Consider the following 17,937-nt stretch of genomic DNA (forward strand, 5'->3'; position numbering starts at 1 on the left):
GGCGTACGCAGCGCGCACGCAGACGAAGGGGCCCGGAGCGTCACCGCTCCGGGCCCCTTCCCTGTCCTCTGTGTGCGCCTGTGCGTGCGGCCCTCAGGGCCGCTCCCGGCGCCTCAGACGGTCTGGTGCGTCAGCAGGACCACCGCCGCGACCAGCACCGCCAGCAGCGCGATCAGCGTCATCGGATTCAGCCCCGCGAAGAAGTTGCTCTCCTGCTGCAACCGCTCGCGGTTGGCCCGGCACACCGGGCACCTGCCCTCACTCACGGGCGCCGCGCAGTTCGCGCACACCAACCGGTCGTACGTCATGCGCTCGCCCTCCTTGCCACCGGCTCCGTTCGGAACAACGCCCGCGACGACACGAACGTTCCCCCTCCACTGTGCCAGGTTCCGAGGGGCCCCGCGCGCCCTCCCGTGGGGACAAAACACACAACTGATACGCAACCCCGACCGGTGACTGCGGTCGGCTCCCCGGTTCGCGTAAGGTCACGCTCATCTACCCCCGGCGACCCGTGGTGCATCCGTGATCCGATTCGACAACGTCTCCAAGGTCTACCCCAAACAGAGCCACCCAGCCCTCAGGGACGTCTCCCTGGAGGTCGAGAAGGGCGAGTTCGTCTTCCTCGTGGGGTCCTCCGGCTCCGGAAAGTCCACCTTCCTGCGGCTGATCCTCCGCGAGGAGCGGTGCAGCCACGGACAGGTGCACGTCCTCGGCAAGGACCTCGCCCGCCTGTCCAACTGGAAGGTGCCGCAGATGCGGCGCCAGCTGGGGACGGTGTTCCAGGACTTCCGCCTGCTGCCGAACAAGACGGTCGGCGAGAACGTCGCCTTCGCCCAGGAGGTCATCGGCAAGTCCCGCGGCGAGATCCGCAAGTCCGTGCCGCAGGTCCTCGACCTCGTCGGACTCGGCGGCAAGGAGGACCGCAGGCCCGGCGAGCTGTCCGGCGGTGAGCAGCAGCGCGTCGCCATCGCGCGCGCCTTCGTCAACCGGCCCAAGCTGCTGATCGCCGACGAGCCCACGGGCAACCTCGACCCGCAGACCTCGGTCGGCATCATGAAGCTGCTCGACCGGATCAACCGGACGGGCACCACCGTGGTGATGGCCACGCACGACCAGAACATCGTGGACCAGATGCGCAAGCGCGTCATCGAGCTGGAGAAGGGCCGCCTCGTCCGGGACCAGGCACGCGGTGTCTACGGCTACCAGCACTGACGAGCCACAGACGACGAGGAACGAAAGGCTTAACGAGACGCCATGCGCGCCCAGTTCGTAGTCTCGGAGATCGGGGTCGGTCTTCGCCGCAATCTGACGATGACCTTCGCGGTCATCGTCTCGGTCGCCCTGTCCCTGGCCCTGTTCGGCGGTTCGCTGCTGATGAGCGACCAGGTCAACAACATGAAGGGCTACTGGTACGACAAGGTCAACGTCTCGGTGTTCCTCTGCAACAAGAGCGACGCCGAGTCCGACCCCAACTGCGCCAAGGGCGCGGTGACCGAGGACCAGAAGAAGCAGATCATGTCCGACCTCGACGAGATGGCCGTCGTCGAGAAGGTGACCTACGAGTCACAGGACGAGGCGTACAAGCACTACAAGGAGCAGTTCGGCGACTCGCCGCTGGCCAGCTCCCTCACGCCGGACCAGATGCAGGAGTCGTACCGGATCAAGCTGAAGGACCCGGAGAAGTACCAGGTCATCGCGACCGCCTTCGACGGGCGGGACGGCGTGCAGTCCGTGCAGGACCAGAAGGGCATCCTGGACAACCTCTTCGGCCTCCTCAACGGCATGAACTGGGCCGCCCGCGCGGTGATGGCCCTCATGCTGGTGGTCGCCCTGATGCTGATCGTCAACACCGTGCGCGTCTCGGCGTTCAGCCGGCGCCGCGAGACCGGCATCATGCGCCTCGTGGGCGCGTCCGGCTTCTACATCCAGGCGCCGTTCATCATGGAGGCGGCGGTCGCCGGTCTGATCGGCGGTGGTGTCGCCTGCGGCTTCCTCGTGATCGCCAGGTACTTCATCATCGATCACGGACTCGCCCTGTCCGAGAAGCTGAACCTGATCAACTTCATCGGCTGGGACGCCGTCCTGACGAAGCTGCCGCTCATCCTGGCCACGAGCCTGCTGATGCCCGCGTTGGCGGCGTTCTTCGCGTTGCGCAAGTACCTGAAGGTGTGACGCATACCAAGGGGGCCGCGCGGTCAAGGGACCGTGCGGCCCTTACGCGTTGTCCTAGACTCACCGGCATGTCAGGTCGTGACCTGTTCTGTCAGCCCCGTCGCGCGCGCCACGGGGCCGCCCTGACCTTGGTGTTCGCGAGCGTGCTCGTCGCGGGCGCGGCCACCGGCTCGCTCCCCGGTCCGGACCGGAAGTCCGAGCCCGGCACGGCCCGTTCGGCCGCCCCCGTCGGTCAGCAGGCCCGCCACGACGACGTGGCCCGCGCGGCGGCCGAGGCCATGGCCGACGGCAAGTCCCCCGAGGAGGCCGCCGAACGCGCGGTCAGCCGCAGCGGGGACCGCTGGGGCGCCGTCTACTCCGAGGGCGAGTACGAGGAGTTGGAGGACGCCCTCGACGGCCGGTACACCGGCGTCGGGCTCTCCGCCCGCCGCGAGCGCGACGGCCGCATCCAGGTGACCCGGGTGCGCTCCGGCTCACCCGCCGCCGACGCCGGTATCCGCGAGGGCGACCGGCTGCGCAGCGTCGACGGCGAGCGGGTCGCCGGGCGGCCCGTCACCGAGGTCGTCTCCCTGCTGCGCGGCGACGCCGAGCCGGAGCCCGCCGGCACCGCCGTCCGGCTGGGCCTGGAGCGCGGCACGCGCGCGTGGACCGAGACCGTGCGCCGCGCCCGGCTGTCCACGGACCCCGTGACCGTCCGCACGCTCACCGACGGCCTCACCGTCGTCAAGGTCGCCTCCTTCACCAAGGGCGTCGGCGAGCAGGTGCGCGAGGCCGTGGCACGGGTGCCGTCCGGCGCCGGGGTCGTCCTCGACCTGCGCGGCAACTCCGGCGGCCTGGTCACCGAGGCCGTCACCGCCGCCTCCGCCTTCCTCGACGGCGGCCTGGTCGCCACGTACGACGTCGACGGCGACCAGCGGGCCCTGCACGCCGAGACCGGCGGCGACACCGCCAGGCCCCTGGTCGCGCTCGTCGACGGCGGCACGATGAGCGCGGCCGAGCTGCTCACCGGGGCCCTCCAGGACCGCGGCCGGGCGGTCGTCCTGGGCTCCCGCACCTTCGGCAAGGGCTCGGTGCAGATGCCGAGCCGGCTGCCCGGGGGTTCGGTGGCCGAGCTGACCGTCGGGCACTACCGCACCCCCTCCGGGCGCGGCGTCGACGGCACGGGCATCACGCCCGACCTGGAGGTCGACCCGGCGGACCCGGCCGCCCTCGCGCGGGCCCGTACGGTGATGAGCGGGCTCGGGCCCACCGCGTAATCGCTTTCCGCCCGGCCCCTCCGTAGTGCCAAAATGGACCGCACTATGGCTAAGGAAAAAGGGCGCAAGCTGATCGCGCAGAACAAGAAGGCGCGGCACGACTACCAGATCCTCGACACCTACGAGGCCGGCCTCGTGCTGTCCGGTACCGAGGTGAAGTCGCTGCGCCAGGGGCGGGCCTCGCTGGCCGACGGCTTCGTGCAGCTGGACGGTCACGAAGCGTGGCTGCACAACGTGCACGTGCCGGAGTACAGCCAGGGCACCTGGACCAACCACAGCGCCCGCCGCAAGCGGAAGCTGCTGCTGCACCGCGTGGAGATCGACAAGCTGGAGTCGAAGTCCCAGGAGAGCGGTCACACGATCGTGCCGCTGGCGCTCTACTTCAAGGACGGGCGGGCCAAGGTCGAGATCGCGCTGGCGCGGGGCAAGAAGGAGTACGACAAGCGGCAGACCCTCCGGGAGAAGCAGGACCGCCGCGAGGCGGAGCGGACGATCTCGGCGATCCGGCGCAAGCAGCGGGCCTGAGCCGCGGGGAATAGGCTGGCACGTGCGTGCGTTGGTCACGTACGATGGTGCTCGCACCCCAGGTCGGGTGCGAGAGATTGAAAAATCAACATGGGGATGATCGGTTTCGACAGCGGCTGTCGAAGCAGGGGAAGCGTGTCGAGGAAGCGGCCATGATCTCGTAAACCACAGGCCGAAAAAAATAATCGCCAACACCAAGCGCGATTCCTCCCAGCAGGCCTTCGCCCTCGCTGCCTGATCTCAGGTAGCGAAGCGAGCCTCCTACTAAGGGAGTGTCAGCCCGGGGCTGTTCCCGACCCGGATCCTGGCATCAGCTAGGGGACTAAACCTTGATCCCGGTCACGGGGTGAAGAGGGAAACCACACAGTGACTGAGCCCGTCGGAGACTTGTCCGCGTGATCTCCGGGGCTGAGAAAATCGAAGCGGACTGCACACGGAGAAGCCCTGATTCCGCACCGTTGGACGCGGGTTCGATTCCCGCCATCTCCACATTCCCAGGGAACCCCCTGGGTCACCGGCCACGTGTCGGGGACCCGGGGGGTTCCTGCGTTCACAGTGCTCTCCGGGTCGGCGGCAGGGTCAGGAGGAGGGCCGTCGCGGCTGCCGTGAGCGGTAGGCCGTAGGCCGCGGTGGGGGAGAGGTGCTCCACCGTCCAGCCGCCCGCCGCGCTGCCGCAGGCGATGCCGCCGAGCAGGCCGGTCACCGCGAGGGTCATGCCCTCGTTCAGGCGGTCCTCCGGGGTGCGGTGCTGGACCAACGTCATCGTGGTCACCATCGTCGGGGCCGTCGCCATCCCGCCGGCCAGCAGCGCGAGCGCCAGCAGCGGCAGTGAGCCGCCGAGGGAGGCCGCGAGGAGCGGCAGCGTCAGCAGGGCGGTCATCGCGGCCACGCACCACGGCAGGCGGTGCCCGGCCGGTCCGGCGGGCCTGACCGCGCCGTAGAGCAGACCCGCCGCGCAGGAACCGGCCGCCTGGAGGGCGAGGACGACTCCGGCCGCCGCGCGGTGGCCCTGTGCGTCCGCGAAGGCGATGGTGGCGACTTCCAGGGCGCCGAACACCCCGCCCATCGCCAGGCACACCACCAGCAGCGACGGGATGCCCGGGGACCGCAAGGGCGCCTTCGCCGTCGGGCGCGGGCGGGCCGGGGGCTCGGTCGAACGCCGGGCGGTGAACAGCAGCATGCCGGTCACCAGCAGCACCACGCCCACGAGCGTGCCCGCCTCCGGGAACAGCGCGGTGCACAGGAACGCCGCGAGAACCGGCCCGAGCATGAAGCACAGTTCGTCCGCGGCCTGTTCGAAGGAGTTCGCGGTGTGCAGCGCGTCGGCGTCCCCCTTCAGCAGATGGGCCCAGCGGGCGCGGGCCATGCCGCCGGTGTTGGGCGTCGTCGCGGTCGCGGCGTACGCGGCGAACAGGGTCCAGGCGGGCGCCCCGTAGCGCACGCACAGCAGCAGCGCGAGGGAGCCCAGCGCGGCGCACAGGGTGGCGGGCAGGGCCGCTCTCGCCTGGCCGTACCGGTCCACGAGCCGCGCGGTCCACGGGGCGACCAGCGCCGTCGCCGCCAGCCCGGTCGCGGTGACGGCACCGGCGAGGGCGTAGGAACCACGGGTGCCGGCGATCATCACCACGGCGCTGACGCTGAACATGCCCATGGGCAGCCGGGCGATGAGGTTCCCGATCGTGAACGCGCGTGCGCCGGGCGTGGCCAGGAGGCGCCGGTACGGGCCGGGCGGCCGGCGTCCGGTGCGGGGGCGGAAGTCGGCCGCGACCAGGGTGTCGGCGGTGACGGCCAGGAAGAGGGCGGGCCGAGCGGGACGGGACGGGGGTGCGGGAGTCGGTCGCGGCATGCGTCCACCGTCGCCCGGAGGCGGTCAGGGGGTCCAACACCTACTCCGTGGTCATTGACGCACCGGCGTTGTAAGTTCGCCGGATGCCCGCACCCGCCCACCTGGACCCGCGCCTGCTGCGCGCCTTCGTCGCCGTGGCCGAGGAGCTGCACTTCACCCGGGCCGCCGCCCGTCTCTACGTCGCCCAGCAGGCGCTCAGCAGGGATGTGCGGCGCCTGGAGCGGGAATTGGGCGCCGAGCTGTTCGTCCGGACCACCCGGCAGGTGACGCCGACGGCCGACGGCGAGCGGCTGCTGCCGTACGCCCGCCGGGTCCTCCAGGCGCAGGACGACCTGCTGGCCGCCTTCGGACAGGCCCGCCCGCTGCTGGTCGACCTCAACTCCCCGGGCCTGGCCACCGGTCGCCTGGTCCTGGAACGGGCCCGCGCGCTCGTTCCGGAGCAGGAGCTGATGGCGCGTTACGAGAGCGGACTGACCCACGCAGCCGGTGAACTGGTCGCGGGCCGCCTCGACGCCTCCTTCGGCCGGTTCGCGGGACTGCCCGCCGCCCTGCGCGCCGGACTCGGTCACCAGCCGGTGCGCCTGGAACCCATGGCGGTCGTCCTGCCCGAGGGCCATCCGCTGGCCCGGCGGGCGGAGGTGCCGCTCTCCGCGCTCGCCGGAGAGACCGTGTACGCCGGGGTCGGCAACCCGCGCACGCCGGAGTGGACCGACCTCGCGCACCGTCTGTTCGAGGGGCGCGGCATCCACATGGCGCCCCCCGCGCCGCTGGCGGTCGGCGAGGAGGAGTTCCGGCGCATCATGGACAAGACGCGCAATCCGATCCTCGCCGTGGAGAGTTTTCCGGCCATGGCCTCGACCGTGGTGCGCCCCCTCGTGGACCCCGTGCCGCTGTCGCCGGTCTCGCTCGTGTGGCGGAAGGGACTGGCGCATCCCGGGCTCGACGCGCTGCGCCGGGCGGCGTCGCAGGTAGCGACCGAAAAGGGTTGGTTGGAGGTCCCCGACGATGGATGGTTTCCGGCCGTCGACGCCGCTGTGATGTCCGTCCACAAGTGACACTCGGCCACCACACATCCTCCGCGTGCGCTACATTCTTTGCCTGAGCACGGTGTGATACAGGGGGCGCTCGAACCTGGTGGGGGCCGTTTCGGCCGACGAGTGCTCGGAGTCGTATGCGCACCCGGAAGTGTTCCGTGGGGGGAAGTGCGCGCGCGTGAATCATTGGCAAAAAGACGCCCAACCGGAGTGGCCCGAGGTCGAGTCCGGGGGTCGTGATCTCCCGGAGGCGAGACGAGATGCGGACGCCACCGAACTGCTGCCTCCGGCCCGCTCCTTCCCCCCGGCCGGGAACCCCCCGGTGACCGCGTCGGGTTCGGGGTGGTTCGGCGATTCCGGTGAGACCCCGCGTGGCCGCGGGAGTTCCGGCGCCGACCGCACCGACGTCCTGGGCTCCCGAAGAGGCGGCCCCGCTGCCCACGGGCGGGGCCCGGACCCGCTGGCCCAGGGGCGGATAACCTGGGGCATATCCGGCCCGGCCGGGCCGAACCCCGGCTACGCCGCCCCGACACCCGGGACCGGTCACGGCCACGCCCCCGGTCACGGCGCCGTCCCCGGCCATGCCCACGCCCACGGCACTGGCCATGCCCACGGCCCCGGCCCCTTCCCGGACCCCGACCGGACGGACGTCCTCCCGACGCCCGGTCCCGCCGCCCCGGTCGCTCCCACCCGTGCCGTCCCCGCACCGGCGCCCTCGCCCGTGCCCCCGCCCGGACCCGCCACCGCCGTACTCCGCGACCCCTGGCAGGAGTTGCCGGACACGGACGGCGACGCGGGCGCCGCCGCCGGGCACACCCACGATCCGCACGAGGTCACCGTCCAGCTCGACGCCGTCCACCTCGGGGACGGCGTGCTGCTGCGGGCCGACCGCGGACACCGCAGGAGGGGCCCCGAGCCCTCCGACGGGCCCGTCTTCGTCGACGCGTCCGGCCGCCGCAGCCGCCTGTACCGCCGCCTCGGCATCCTGATCGGCGTCGCCTGCGCGGTCTACGCCGTCGTCATCGTCTCCACGCTGCTCTCCGGCGACTCCGACGCGCCCTGGATGCCCGTACCGGGCCAGCAGGAGGGAGCGCCGGCCGGTCAGGTCGACACCACCCCGCTGCCCTCCCGGTCGGGGCCGCCCTCCGGCACCGGCGCCGCGGACCCGCAGGCCACGCCCTCGGCCGGCGCCGGCCCGGCGGCCGAACCGGGCGCCGAGGCACCCGCGTCCGGTACGTCCGGCGTGACGGGCGGCTCCGCGCGGCAGTCCGGTACGAGCACCGGCACCGAGACCTCGGTGCCCGCGACCGACCGGAATCCCGGCGGTGGCGGCGCGAGCGGCACGAACCCCACGCAGTCGACCCAGGCCCCGCCCGCCGACACCACGGACCCGTCGGCCCCGACGGGCGGCGGCGGCACCTCCGCCGACCCGTCCGGTCCCACCGGCGGCACCCTGGGCACCGATCCGGGGGCGGGCGGCACCGACGCCCACGGCGCGAGCGCCCCGGACGCCCTCGCGGGCCGGGCCGGCGCACCCGTCGTGCTCGCCGGTCCCGCCGACACCTCCACGTCCCCTTCCCTGTCCCCGGAGAACACCCTCTGATGGCATCCCGCACCCGCCGTCACGGGGCCGCACGCCGCCCCCGTGAGGGCTCCCGCCGTCGTGTGCCCTTGCGTCTGCTGCTCCCACTGCTCGTCCTGGTCGCCCTGGCGGCGATGCTCATGCTGCGCGGATACGTGCACAGCGAGATCCTCGCCGACCACCGCGTCCAGCCGCCCGCCGGCACCACCGGCGTACCCGAGAAGATCCTCGAGGGCGGCCCGGTCATCGACGTGCGCGGCGGCCGCACCGAGAGCCTGAGCGTGCCCGACCACCGGCTCGTCCTCACCTTCGACGACGGTCCGGACCCGACCTGGACGCCGCGCGTGCTGGACGTGCTGAAGAAGCACGACGCGCACGCGGTCTTCTTCGTCACCGGCACCATGGCCTCCCGCTATCCCGACCTCGTCGAGCGCATGGTCGACGAGGGCCACGAGGTGGGCCTGCACACCTTCAACCACCCCGACCTCTCCTTCCAGTCCGAGAAGCGCATCGACTGGGAGCTGTCGCAGAACCAGCTGGCGCTCACCGGCGCGGCCGGGGTGCGCACCTCGCTGTTCCGCCCGCCCTACTCCTCCTTCGCCGACGCCATGGACGACAAGTCCTGGCCGGTCACCGAGTACATCGGCAGCCGCGGTTACATCACCGTCGTCAACAACACCGACAGCGAGGACTGGAAGAAGCCCGGCGTCGACGAGATCATCCGCCGCGCCACTCCGCACGGCGGCAAGGGCGCCATCGTCCTGATGCACGACTCCGGCGGCGACCGCCACCAGACCGTGCAGGCCCTGGACAGGTTCCTGCCCGACCTGAAGAAGAAGGGCTACACGTTCGACAACCTCACCGAGGCCCTGGACGCGCCCAGCGCCATGACCCCGGTGACCGGCGCCGAACTGTGGAAGGGCAAGGCGTGGGTCTTCCTGGTCCAGGCCTCGGAGCGGCTCACCGACGTCCTGGTGGTGGGCCTGGCGCTCATCGGCACGCTGGTCATCGGACGCTTCGGCCTGATGCTGCTGCTCTCCGGCGTCCACGCCCGCCGGGTCCGGCGCCGGCGCTTCCGCTGGGGACCGGCGGTCACCGAACCGGTCACGGTGCTGGTCCCGGCGTACAACGAGGCCAAGTGCATCGAGAACACGGTGCGTTCGCTGGTGGCCGGCGACCACCCGATCGAGGTCATCGTCATCGACGACGGCTCCAGCGACGGCACGGCCCGCATCGTGGAGGGCCTCGGCCTGCCCGGCGTCCGGGTGATCCGGCAGCTCAACGCGGGCAAGCCGGCCGCGCTCAACCGGGGCCTGGCCAACGCCCGTCACGACATCGTCGTGATGATGGACGGCGACACCGTCTTCGAACCCTCCACCGTCCGCGAACTCGTCCAGCCCTTCGGCGACCCGAAGGTGGGCGCCGTGGCGGGCAACGCGAAGGTCGGCAACAAGGACAGCCTCATCGGCGCCTGGCAGCACATCGAGTACGTGATGGGCTTCAACCTGGACCGCCGGATGTACGACGTCCTCGGCTGCATGCCGACCATCCCCGGCGCGGTCGGCGCCTTCCGCCGCTCCGCCCTGGAGCCCATCGGCGGCATGAGCGACGACACGCTCGCCGAGGACACCGACGTCACCATGGCGCTGCACCGCGCCGGCTGGCGGGTCGTCTACGCCGAGAACGCCCGCGCCTGGACCGAGGCCCCGGAATCCGTCGGCCAGCTGTGGTCCCAGCGCTACCGCTGGTCGTACGGCACCATGCAGGCGATCTGGAAGCACCGCCGCGCGGTGATCGAGAAGGGCCCCTCCGGCCGCTTCGGCCGCGTCGGCCTGCCCTTCGTCTCGCTGTTCATGGTCGTGGCCCCGCTGCTGGCCCCGCTGATCGACGTCTTCCTGCTCTACGGCCTCGTCTTCGGCCCGACCGACAAGACGATCGTGGCCTGGCTCGGCGTCCTGGCCATCCAGGCGGTGTGCGCGGCGTACGCCTTCCGGCTCGACGGGGAGAAGCTGACCCCGCTCATCTCGCTGCCCCTCCAGCAGATCGTGTACCGCCAGATCATGTACGTGGTGCTGCTCCAGTCCTGGATCACGGCGCTCACCGGCGGCCGGCTGCGCTGGCAGAAGCTGCGGCGCAGCGGCGGGGTGTCCGCGCCGCCGCCCGGCGCCGACGGCATCCCGTCCCAGCGGCGGTCCCGCGCCATGGACGGGAGGCCGGTCGGATGACCACCCCGCCGTACGACCCGACGCGGCCGGCCCCCGCACCCGCCGTGCCCGTCCCGACCCGGAGCGCCCCGCACATGACCGCACCACCCCTCCACCCGCCCGTCGGCGCGGGCACCGCCGTACCGGTGCTGTCCGAGCAGAAGCAGGCCCGGCGCGCGCCCGTGCGCGACCGGTACTTCGACCTGCTGCGGGCGGTGGCCCTCTTCCGCGTGGTCCTGTACCACCTGATGGGCTGGGCCTGGCTGCCGGTGGTGTTCCCGTCCATGGGCGTGATGTTCGCCCTCGCGGGCAACCTGATGGCCCGCAGCCTCAAGCGGCCGGCCGTCCAGGTCGTCCGCGGCCGCATGCGCCGCCTGCTGCCCCCGCTGTGGCTGCTGGGCGCGGTGTGCGTGACCGGCATGCTGCTCCAGGGCTGGGGACCGAGCGAGGACGAGCACCCGGGCTGGTGGTGGTTCCACCTCCTCTACTGGGTCCTGCCGTTGAGCGATCCGCCGTTCGCCGAGAGTCTGCCGGGCATCCACGGCGTCCTGGGCGAGGACTGGGCCGCGGAACTCGCCGGGCCGCTCTGGTACATCCGCGCCTACCTCTGGTACGTGCTGCTCTCCCCGGTCCTGCTGCGCGCGCTGCGCGTCCGGCCGTGGCTGACGATCCTGGCGCCGCTCGTGCTGTCGGCCGCCTTCCAGTTCGACTACCTCGAACTGCCGGGCGAGCGCCTCCCGTCCGAGCTGACCGACTTCAGCACCTTCGGCGCCTGCTGGGTGCTCGGCATGGCCCACCAGCAAGGCGTCCTGAAACGGCTGCCGCGCTACGTCGTGCCCTCGGTCGCCCCGGTGATCGCCGCGCTGGGCCTCTGGTTCGCCTTCCGGGAGGGCTTCAGGACCGGGTACGACCTGGACTCCATCCCCTTGGCGCAGGCCGTCTGGTCCTTCGCGACGGTGCTGCTGCTCCTGCACGTCAGCCCGTCGTGGACCGAGTGGCCGCGCCGGCTGCGCCGCTGGGACCGGCTGATCACCCTGCTCAACTCCCGGGCGGTGACGATCTACCTGTGGCACAACGTCTGCATCCTCGTCGCGGCCACGCTGTGGGACCGGCTGTGGGGCTTCGACGTCCTGGGCGAGCACGTCCCCTGGCTGCTGGACAGCCCCTGGCCGGTCCTGGTCATCACCTGGCTGCTCATCGGGAGCTGCATCGTCTGGTTCGGCTGGATGGAGGACGTGGCCGCCAAGCGCACGCCCCGGCTGTGGCCGGACGGCGGCAAGCGCCCGGCACCGAAGCCGCCCAGGACCCGCGCCGCGCACGCGCACCGGGGCTGACCGGCACCGGGGCTGACGGCTGTCGGCCCTCCGTGCGAGACTGCCCCGGTTGCGGAAGTGAACAGGGTGGCGTGAGCCGGTCAGGGGGAGCAGCGGGATGAGCAAGCGGCAGACACAGAAGATGCTGCGGTTGATGGCGAGCGGGGAGGCGGTCCAGCTCACCAGCCGGATGTCGTCCGTGAAGAAGCTCGCCAAGCTCGCCTTCGTCGCCCAGCAGTTCGGGTACGAGTACGCCGACGTGCGCCAGAGCGGCGGGAACAACGCCGCGCTCACCATGCTGCTGGTCCCCGACCCCAGCCCGCAGGCCCGCACCCGGGCCGCGCAGACCTGGGCGCAGTACCCGAACGCCGGTGACGGCGTGTCGCTGCCGCCGCTCGTGCCGGACGCCTTCGAACTGCTCAAGGCGCGGATCAACTTCGACCTCACCGGCAAGAACGCCCAGAAGAACATGGGCTACGGCGCGCTCGGCGGCACCGTCGCGTGTGTGGTCATCGCCTTCCGCGAGGGCGGTTCGTCCGACGACTTCCTGATCTCCGGGATCATCTGGCTGGTCCTCATGGCGGCCCTGGGCCTCGGCTTCCTCGTCACCCGCAAGCGCAACGCCAAGTTCGCGGCCCGGCTGGGGGCCGCCGGGTTCGTGCCGATCACCGACGAGACGGGGCGGGTGCGGTACCTGCCGCCCGGCGGGCAGCTGCCGGGGCACGGGAACCCGTTCGGCGGCACGGCACCCGGCGGCTACGGGCAGCCGGCCCCCGGCCCGTACGCTCCCCAGCCGCCGCAGCAGCAGCCGTACGGCGTGCCGCCGCAGGCCCCGCAGCCGTACGCGCCCCAGCCGGCCCAGCAGGCCCACCAGTCCTACGCGCCCCAGCCGGCCCAGCAGCCCTACCCGCCGCAGCAGCCCCCGCAGCCGTACGGCCAGCAGCCGTACGCGCCGCCGCAGGTCCAGCAGCCCTACCCGCCGCAGTCCTACCCGCAGCAGAACCCGCACTGGCAGCCCCGGCCCCCGCAGGGCTGAGCGCGCGATCTCTCACCCCGCACCGGCGCCGGGTGAGAGCAACGTTCCCTTCCGGTCATCCACAGCCCCACCGGCCCGAAACGCGGCCTGCCTAGCGTCGGTGCAACCGAGCTGTGGAGCACCGTGGAGGCGTGATGACAGTCCCTGGCGGCCGCTGGATCGAGTACTGGGATCCCGAGGACGAGACCTTCTGGAAAGAGACGGGGGAGCGGACCGCCCGGCGGAACCTGTTCTTCTCCGTCCTCTCCGAGCACATCGGGTTCTCCGTCTGGACGATGTGGTCCGTGCTGGTGCTCTTCATGGGCCCGGAGTACGGGCTGACACCGGCCGACAAGTTCCTGCTGACGTCCGTGGTGACGCTGGTCGGGGCCGTCGTGCGGGTGCCGTACACCTTCGCCGTCGCCGTCTTCGGCGGACGGAACTGGACGATCGTCTCCGCCGGGCTGCTGCTCGTGCCGACCGTCGCGGCCTTCGCCGTCATGGAACCGGGGACGTCCTTCTCGACGTTCCTCCTGGTCGGGATGCTGGCCGGGATCGGCGGCGGCAACTTCGCCTCCTCCATGACCAACATCAACGCCTTCTTCCCGCTCAGGAAGAAGGGCTGGGCGCTCGGTCTCAACGCCGGGGGCGGCAACATCGGCGTGCCCGTCATCCAGCTGGCCGCGCTCGCCGTCATCGGTGCGAGCGGCGGGCCGCGGGTGCTGCTCGGCATCTACATCCCGCTGATCCTGGTGGCCGCCGTCCTCGCCGCGTGCTTCATGGACAACCTCGCCTCCGTGAAGAACGACACCGGGGCCGCCAAGGACGCGGCGCGGGACACCCACACCTGGATCATGTCCGTGCTGTACATCGGCACGTTCGGCTCGTTCATCGGCTACAGCTTCGCCTTCGGGCAGGTGCTCCAGAGCCAGTTCGGGCGGACCCCGCTCCAGGCGGCGTACCTGACCTTCATCGGACCGCTGCTCGGCTCCCTGATCCGTCCGGTGGGCGGCAGGCTCGCCGACCGGTACGGCGGCGCGCGGATCACCCTGTGGAACTTCGTCGCCATGGCCGCCGCCACCGCCCTGCTCGTCGCGGCCGGCATGGCGAAGTCGCTGGGGCTGTTCGTGGCCGTGTTCGTGGTGCTGTTCGTGCTCAGCGGGCTGGGCAACGGCTCGACGTTCAAGATGATCCCCGGGATCTTCCAGAACAAGGCGCTGGCCAAGGGGCTGCGGGGCGAGGCCGCGGTGGCCTACGGGCGGCGGCTCTCCGGGGCCTCCATGGGGCTGATCGGCGCGGTGGGCGCGCTCGGCGGCGTCGCCATCAACCTCGCCTTCCGGCAGTCCTTCCTCTCCTTCGGCACGGGCACCGGCGCCTTCCTCGCCTTCCTCGCCTTCTACGCCGTGTGTCTCGTCGTCACGTGGGCGGTATACCTTCGCCGACCGGCCGCGCCGGCGCTCACCGACGCGGCAGAGCCGGCCCGCCCGGCCGAACCGGCCGCCGCGGAACGGGCCGAGGCCGGGCTCAGCCGTGCCGAGGTGTGACGTAACACTGGTGACATGCGGGTGAACCGAGCCCGTCACGCACGGTTGACAGGCTCGGTCGCCACGTGACTGTGCACGTGGATGTGAACGGATCGGAGCGCGGCGAGCGATGGACGACGTAAGCGAGGTGGGCGGCGTGGGCGACGAACCGCAGCGACCCGACCACGGCCCGCTGGCCGGGTTCACCGTGGGCGTGACCGCCGCCCGCCGGGCCGACGAACTGGGCGCGCTGCTCCAGCGGCGCGGTGCCACCGTCCTGCACGCGCCGGCGCTGCGGATCGTGCCGCTGGCCGACGACGGCGAGCTGATGGCCGCGACCAAACGCATCGTCGACCAGGTGCCGGACGTCGTCGTCGCCACCACCGCCATCGGGTTCCGGGGCTGGGTCGAGGCCGCCGACGGCTGGGGGCTCGGCGAGACGCTGCTGGAGCGGCTGCGCACCGTGGAGCTGCTGGCGCGCGGGCCCAAGGTCAAGGGCGCGGTGCGGGCCGCGGGACTGACCGAGCGGTGGTCACCGGCCTCGGAATCCATGGCCGAGGTCCTGGACCGGCTCCTGGAGCAGGGCGTGGAGGGCCGCCGGATCGCCGTACAGCTGCACGGTGAGCCGCTGCCGGGGTTCGTGGAGGCGCTGCGGGAGGGCGGCGCCGAGGTGGTGGGCGTGCCCGTGTACCGGTGGCTGCCGCCGGAGGACCTCGGTCCGGTGGACCGGCTGCTGGACGCCGCCGTGTCGCGGGGCGTGGACGCCGTGACCTTCACCAGCGCGCCCGCCGCGGTCTCCCTGCTGGGCCGGGCCGAGGAGCGGGGCCTGCTGCCGGAGCTGCTCGCCGCGTTCGGCCACGACGTGCTGCCCGCCTGCGTCGGCCCGGTCACCGCGGTGCCGCTCCAGGCGCACGGCGTCGACACGAGCCAGCCCGAGCGCTTCCGGCTCGGGCCGCTCGTCCAGTTGCTGTGCCAGCAGCTGCCGGCCCGCGCCCGCGCCCTGCCGGTCGCCGGGCACCGGCTGGAGATCCGCGGGCACGCGGTGCTCGTCGACGGGGAGCTGCGGGCCGTGCCGCCCGCCGGCATGTCCCTGCTGCGCACGCTCGCCAAGCGGCCCGGCTGGGTCGTGCCCCGCGCGGAGCTGCTGCGCGCCCTGCCGGGCACCGGCCGCGACGAACACGCCGTCGAGACGGCCATGGCCCGCCTGCGCACGTCCCTCGGCACCCCGAAGCTGATCCAGACGGTGGTGAAACGCGGCTACCGCCTCGCCCTGGACCCGGCCACGGACGCCAAGTACACGACCGACTGACCCCAGACGGCGCGGCCGGTCCAGTGGAGTGTGCTCAGGATCTGCCGGGTGTTTCAGCGGGGCGGCGTGGGCCGCCGTGTCGGACGGCCGCGGACCGCCGATCCCCAGGCCAGGCATGCCGTCGCCAGCGTCGACAGCACGGCGCGTACGACGTTCCAGGCCACCCACGGGTCCTCGAACCGCTCGCGGAGCGCCGCCGGGTCGCCGGGTCGGGCCAGGGCGTCGTTGAGGGGGATGTTGCCGGCCACGGTGACCAGGAAGGCGAGCGCGTACGCCGTCGCGCCCGCCCAGACCCACCAGCGGCCCGGCGTCCGGCGCGACTGCCACCCCGCGACGCCCGCGAGACCGAGCGCGCCCATGAAGACCAGCAGGAACACCGGGTTCTGGATCACGTCGTCGATGTCGCGCATCACGTCGACGTACACCCGGTCCTCGCTGCGCGCCAGCGCCGGCATCACGGCGCAGGCGAAGACGTAGAAGGTGCCGGCCATCAGGCCCGCGGCGACCGTGGCCGCGACCAGTACTCCACGCGCGGTCCGGGACCGCCGTTCCCCGTCGATGTCTGTCATGCGTCCAGTCAACGGGCGCCGCGGCGCGCCGGACATGGCCCGGGCGCGCGGGCGCATGCGCAAGCGTCCACGCGGGAGCGGTACGAGGGGTTCCGGGCGCGGGGGTGGGCAGGCACTGTAGAGGGGAGCGGACCGCAGGCGGCCCGCGCGCGGTCTCCCTGCTCCCCTTCCCGGGCCCGTGCCTCGGCGGGCAAGCCCTAGGCGGTGACAGGAACATGGCACTGGGTACGGCCACCGACCCGTACGAGCTGCGCTTCGACACCGGGCGGATCTGCCTGGACCTCATCGCCACCACCCACCCCGCGGAACGCCTCGACTCCCTGGACGCGCTGCGCGCCTGGATCACCGGCTCCGGGCTCGTCCCGCCCGGCACCCCGCTGGCCCACGCCGACCCCTCCTGGCTGACCGGCTTCCGCGAACTGCGCGGCGAGACCGCCCGGTTGGTGCGCACCCGGCCGGTGCCCCGCACCCGCCCCTACGCACTCGCCCTCGCCCGCGTCAACGAACTCGCCCTCGCCGCACCCCCCGCACCCCGCGCGGTGCCCGGCGAGGACGGCGCACTGGTGCGGGAGCTGACCGGCCCGCCCCGCTGCGCCGCGCTGCTCGGCGCCCTCGCCCGGGACGCCGTGGACCTGCTCACCGACCCGGTCGCGCGGGCGAGCCTGAGGCAGTGCGCGGGCGACAACTGCCCCATCGTCTACGTGGACACCTCCCGCGGCCGCCGCCGGCGCTGGTGCTCCAGCGAGATCTGCGGCAACCGCGAGCGCGTCGCCCGCCACCGCCGCCGTGCCGCCCTCGCCCGATAAGCACCCGTAGATTCCCCGGAGTCCCGTTCGTCACACCGCCGTCGAGAAAACTCTCCTCCCGGTTTGAACACGCCGCACTTCGCGTCCGTACCGGATGGGCGAGCGACCGACTGGGGGAACCCCCGGACATCGGAGGTGGGCGTGCGCAAGGATTCCGTCGTGGCCGGTGAACGTGGTGCGAGGGCCCGACATCGCATGTCGCAGTCCTCCTCGGAGCCCGACGAGGAGCTGATGCGCGCGCTGTACCGCGAGCACGCCGGCCCCTTGCTGGCGTACGTGCTGCGGCTGGTCGCGGGGGACCGCCAGCGCGCCGAGGACGTCGTCCAGGAGACGCTCATCCGTGCCTGGAAGAACGCCGGTCAGCTCAACCGGGCGACCGGATCGGTACGCCCCTGGCTGGTGACGGTCGCCCGGCGCATCGTCATCGACGGCCACCGCAGCCGGCAGGCCCGGCCGCAGGAGGTCGATCCGTCGCCGCTGGAGGTCATCCCCGCGGAGGACGAGATCGACAAGGCGCTGTGGCTGATGACGCTGTCGGACGCGCTCGACGACCTGACCCCGGCCCACCGGGAGGTCCTCGTCGAGACGTACTTCAAGGGGCGTACCGTCAATGAGGCGGCGCAGACACTGGGCATACCCAGCGGCACCGTTCGCTCCCGGGTGTTCTACGCCCTGCGTTCGATGAAGCTGGCTCTGGAGGAGCGGGGGGTGACGGCGTGATGAGCGGGTACGGGGGAGTTCAGGGGTTCGGCGGGGGATTCGGCCCGGGTGATCCGGGTAATC

General features: G+C 72.3%; 16 protein-coding genes and 1 other RNA gene. 14 read left to right on the forward strand and 3 right to left on the reverse strand.

Annotation, left to right across the window (positions count from 1 at the left end; all coding sequences use genetic code 11):
- Window positions 1-113 precede the first annotated feature (113 nt).
- Window positions 114-308: a hypothetical protein gene (locus ACIRGB_RS34415; RefSeq protein WP_403873243.1), complete on the reverse strand. Its 195-nt coding sequence runs from the start codon at window positions 306-308 to the stop codon at window positions 114-116.
- Between the two features lie 214 nt (window positions 309-522).
- On the opposite strand from ACIRGB_RS34415, the gene ftsE reads away from it, so the two are divergent.
- From ftsE to ssrA, 5 genes are all read left to right on the forward strand, one after another.
- The gene (gene ftsE, locus ACIRGB_RS34420; protein WP_003975843.1) at window positions 523-1,212 is read left to right on the forward strand and encodes a cell division ATP-binding protein FtsE; all 690 of its coding nucleotides are present in this window, start codon (window positions 523-525) and stop codon (window positions 1,210-1,212) included.
- Between the two features lie 42 nt (window positions 1,213-1,254).
- A complete protein-coding gene (gene ftsX / locus ACIRGB_RS34425) occupies window positions 1,255-2,172 on the forward strand; it encodes a permease-like cell division protein FtsX (RefSeq protein WP_052841736.1) in 918 nt (305 codons plus the stop codon).
- Window positions 2,173-2,240: 68 nt separating this feature from the next.
- Window positions 2,241-3,428, forward strand: a complete 1,188-nt coding sequence (locus ACIRGB_RS34430) for a S41 family peptidase (protein WP_403873248.1) — start codon at window positions 2,241-2,243, stop codon at window positions 3,426-3,428.
- Between the two features lie 45 nt (window positions 3,429-3,473).
- A complete protein-coding gene (smpB, locus tag ACIRGB_RS34435) occupies window positions 3,474-3,953 on the forward strand; it encodes an SsrA-binding protein SmpB (protein WP_403873251.1) in 480 nt (159 codons plus the stop codon).
- A 92-nt stretch (window positions 3,954-4,045) separates the two neighbouring features.
- Window positions 4,046-4,445, forward strand: a transfer-messenger RNA (tmRNA) gene (gene ssrA / locus ACIRGB_RS34440).
- Between the two features lie 58 nt (window positions 4,446-4,503).
- Here ssrA and ACIRGB_RS34445 read toward each other — a convergent pair.
- Window positions 4,504-5,799, reverse strand: a complete 1,296-nt coding sequence (locus ACIRGB_RS34445; RefSeq protein ID WP_403873254.1) for an MFS transporter — start codon at window positions 5,797-5,799, stop codon at window positions 4,504-4,506.
- Between the two features lie 83 nt (window positions 5,800-5,882).
- On the opposite strand from ACIRGB_RS34445, the gene ACIRGB_RS34450 reads away from it, so the two are divergent.
- From ACIRGB_RS34450 to ACIRGB_RS34480, 7 genes are all read left to right on the forward strand, one after another.
- The gene (locus ACIRGB_RS34450) at window positions 5,883-6,854 is read left to right on the forward strand and encodes a LysR family transcriptional regulator (protein WP_403873257.1); all 972 of its coding nucleotides are present in this window, start codon (window positions 5,883-5,885) and stop codon (window positions 6,852-6,854) included.
- Between the two features lie 301 nt (window positions 6,855-7,155).
- Window positions 7,156-8,436 (forward strand): hypothetical protein, encoded by a 1,281-nt coding sequence (locus tag ACIRGB_RS34455; protein WP_403873260.1) that lies wholly within the window; start codon window positions 7,156-7,158, stop codon window positions 8,434-8,436.
- Entirely contained in the window at window positions 8,436-10,640 is a 2,205-nt protein-coding gene (locus ACIRGB_RS34460; RefSeq protein ID WP_403873263.1) for a glycosyltransferase, read from the forward strand. Before ACIRGB_RS34455 ends, ACIRGB_RS34460 begins: the two co-directional genes overlap by 1 nt.
- 74 nt (window positions 10,641-10,714) lie before the next feature.
- A complete protein-coding gene (locus tag ACIRGB_RS34465) occupies window positions 10,715-11,953 on the forward strand; it encodes an acyltransferase (protein WP_403873266.1) in 1,239 nt (412 codons plus the stop codon).
- Between the two features lie 97 nt (window positions 11,954-12,050).
- Window positions 12,051-12,968, forward strand: coding sequence for a hypothetical protein (locus ACIRGB_RS34470; RefSeq protein ID WP_403873268.1), 918 nt, complete (start codon window positions 12,051-12,053; stop codon window positions 12,966-12,968).
- Between the two features lie 134 nt (window positions 12,969-13,102).
- Entirely contained in the window at window positions 13,103-14,491 is a 1,389-nt protein-coding gene (locus tag ACIRGB_RS34475) for a nitrate/nitrite transporter (protein ID WP_403873271.1), read from the forward strand.
- A gap of 109 nt (window positions 14,492-14,600) precedes the next feature.
- Window positions 14,601-15,779, forward strand: a complete 1,179-nt coding sequence (locus tag ACIRGB_RS34480; protein ID WP_403873273.1) for a uroporphyrinogen-III synthase — start codon at window positions 14,601-14,603, stop codon at window positions 15,777-15,779.
- A 53-nt stretch (window positions 15,780-15,832) separates the two neighbouring features.
- Here ACIRGB_RS34480 and ACIRGB_RS34485 read toward each other — a convergent pair whose 3' ends face one another.
- Window positions 15,833-16,348 (reverse strand): DUF1772 domain-containing protein, encoded by a 516-nt coding sequence (locus tag ACIRGB_RS34485; protein WP_403873276.1) that lies wholly within the window; start codon window positions 16,346-16,348, stop codon window positions 15,833-15,835.
- Window positions 16,349-16,563: 215 nt separating this feature from the next.
- Between ACIRGB_RS34485 and ACIRGB_RS34490 the strand changes: the two genes are divergently transcribed.
- Both ACIRGB_RS34490 and ACIRGB_RS34495 read left to right on the forward strand, forming a co-directional pair.
- Window positions 16,564-17,154, forward strand: coding sequence for a CGNR zinc finger domain-containing protein (locus ACIRGB_RS34490; protein WP_403873279.1), 591 nt, complete (start codon window positions 16,564-16,566; stop codon window positions 17,152-17,154).
- Between the two features lie 195 nt (window positions 17,155-17,349).
- Window positions 17,350-17,874 (forward strand): sigma-70 family RNA polymerase sigma factor, encoded by a 525-nt coding sequence (locus tag ACIRGB_RS34495; protein ID WP_007450155.1) that lies wholly within the window; start codon window positions 17,350-17,352, stop codon window positions 17,872-17,874.
- Window positions 17,875-17,937: the final 63 nt, after the last annotated feature.

Origin of the sequence: Streptomyces sp. NPDC102490 (assembly GCF_044765285.1) — a bacterium.
In the GTDB taxonomy this organism is placed as follows: domain Bacteria; phylum Actinomycetota; class Actinomycetes; order Streptomycetales; family Streptomycetaceae; genus Streptomyces.

Coding starts and splice junctions, on each gene's coding strand:
- ACIRGB_RS34415 (WP_403873243.1), bottom strand. CDS start 308: ATGACGTACGACCGGTTGGTGTGCGCGAACTGCGCGGCGCCCGTGAGT.
- ftsX (WP_052841736.1), top strand. CDS start 1,255: ATGCGCGCCCAGTTCGTAGTCTCGGAGATCGGGGTCGGTCTTCGCCGC.
- ACIRGB_RS34430 (WP_403873248.1), top strand. CDS start 2,241: ATGTCAGGTCGTGACCTGTTCTGTCAGCCCCGTCGCGCGCGCCACGGG.
- smpB (WP_403873251.1), top strand. CDS start 3,474: ATGGCTAAGGAAAAAGGGCGCAAGCTGATCGCGCAGAACAAGAAGGCG.
- ACIRGB_RS34445 (WP_403873254.1), bottom strand. CDS start 5,799: ATGCCGCGACCGACTCCCGCACCCCCGTCCCGTCCCGCTCGGCCCGCC.
- ACIRGB_RS34450 (WP_403873257.1), top strand. CDS start 5,883: ATGCCCGCACCCGCCCACCTGGACCCGCGCCTGCTGCGCGCCTTCGTC.
- ACIRGB_RS34460 (WP_403873263.1), top strand. CDS start 8,436: ATGGCATCCCGCACCCGCCGTCACGGGGCCGCACGCCGCCCCCGTGAG.
- ACIRGB_RS34465 (WP_403873266.1), top strand. CDS start 10,715: ATGACCGCACCACCCCTCCACCCGCCCGTCGGCGCGGGCACCGCCGTA.
- ACIRGB_RS34470 (WP_403873268.1), top strand. CDS start 12,051: ATGAGCAAGCGGCAGACACAGAAGATGCTGCGGTTGATGGCGAGCGGG.
- ACIRGB_RS34475 (WP_403873271.1), top strand. CDS start 13,103: ATGACAGTCCCTGGCGGCCGCTGGATCGAGTACTGGGATCCCGAGGAC.
- ACIRGB_RS34480 (WP_403873273.1), top strand. CDS start 14,601: ATGGACGACGTAAGCGAGGTGGGCGGCGTGGGCGACGAACCGCAGCGA.
- ACIRGB_RS34485 (WP_403873276.1), bottom strand. CDS start 16,348: ATGACAGACATCGACGGGGAACGGCGGTCCCGGACCGCGCGTGGAGTA.
- ACIRGB_RS34490 (WP_403873279.1), top strand. CDS start 16,564: ATGGCACTGGGTACGGCCACCGACCCGTACGAGCTGCGCTTCGACACC.
- ACIRGB_RS34495 (WP_007450155.1), top strand. CDS start 17,350: ATGTCGCAGTCCTCCTCGGAGCCCGACGAGGAGCTGATGCGCGCGCTG.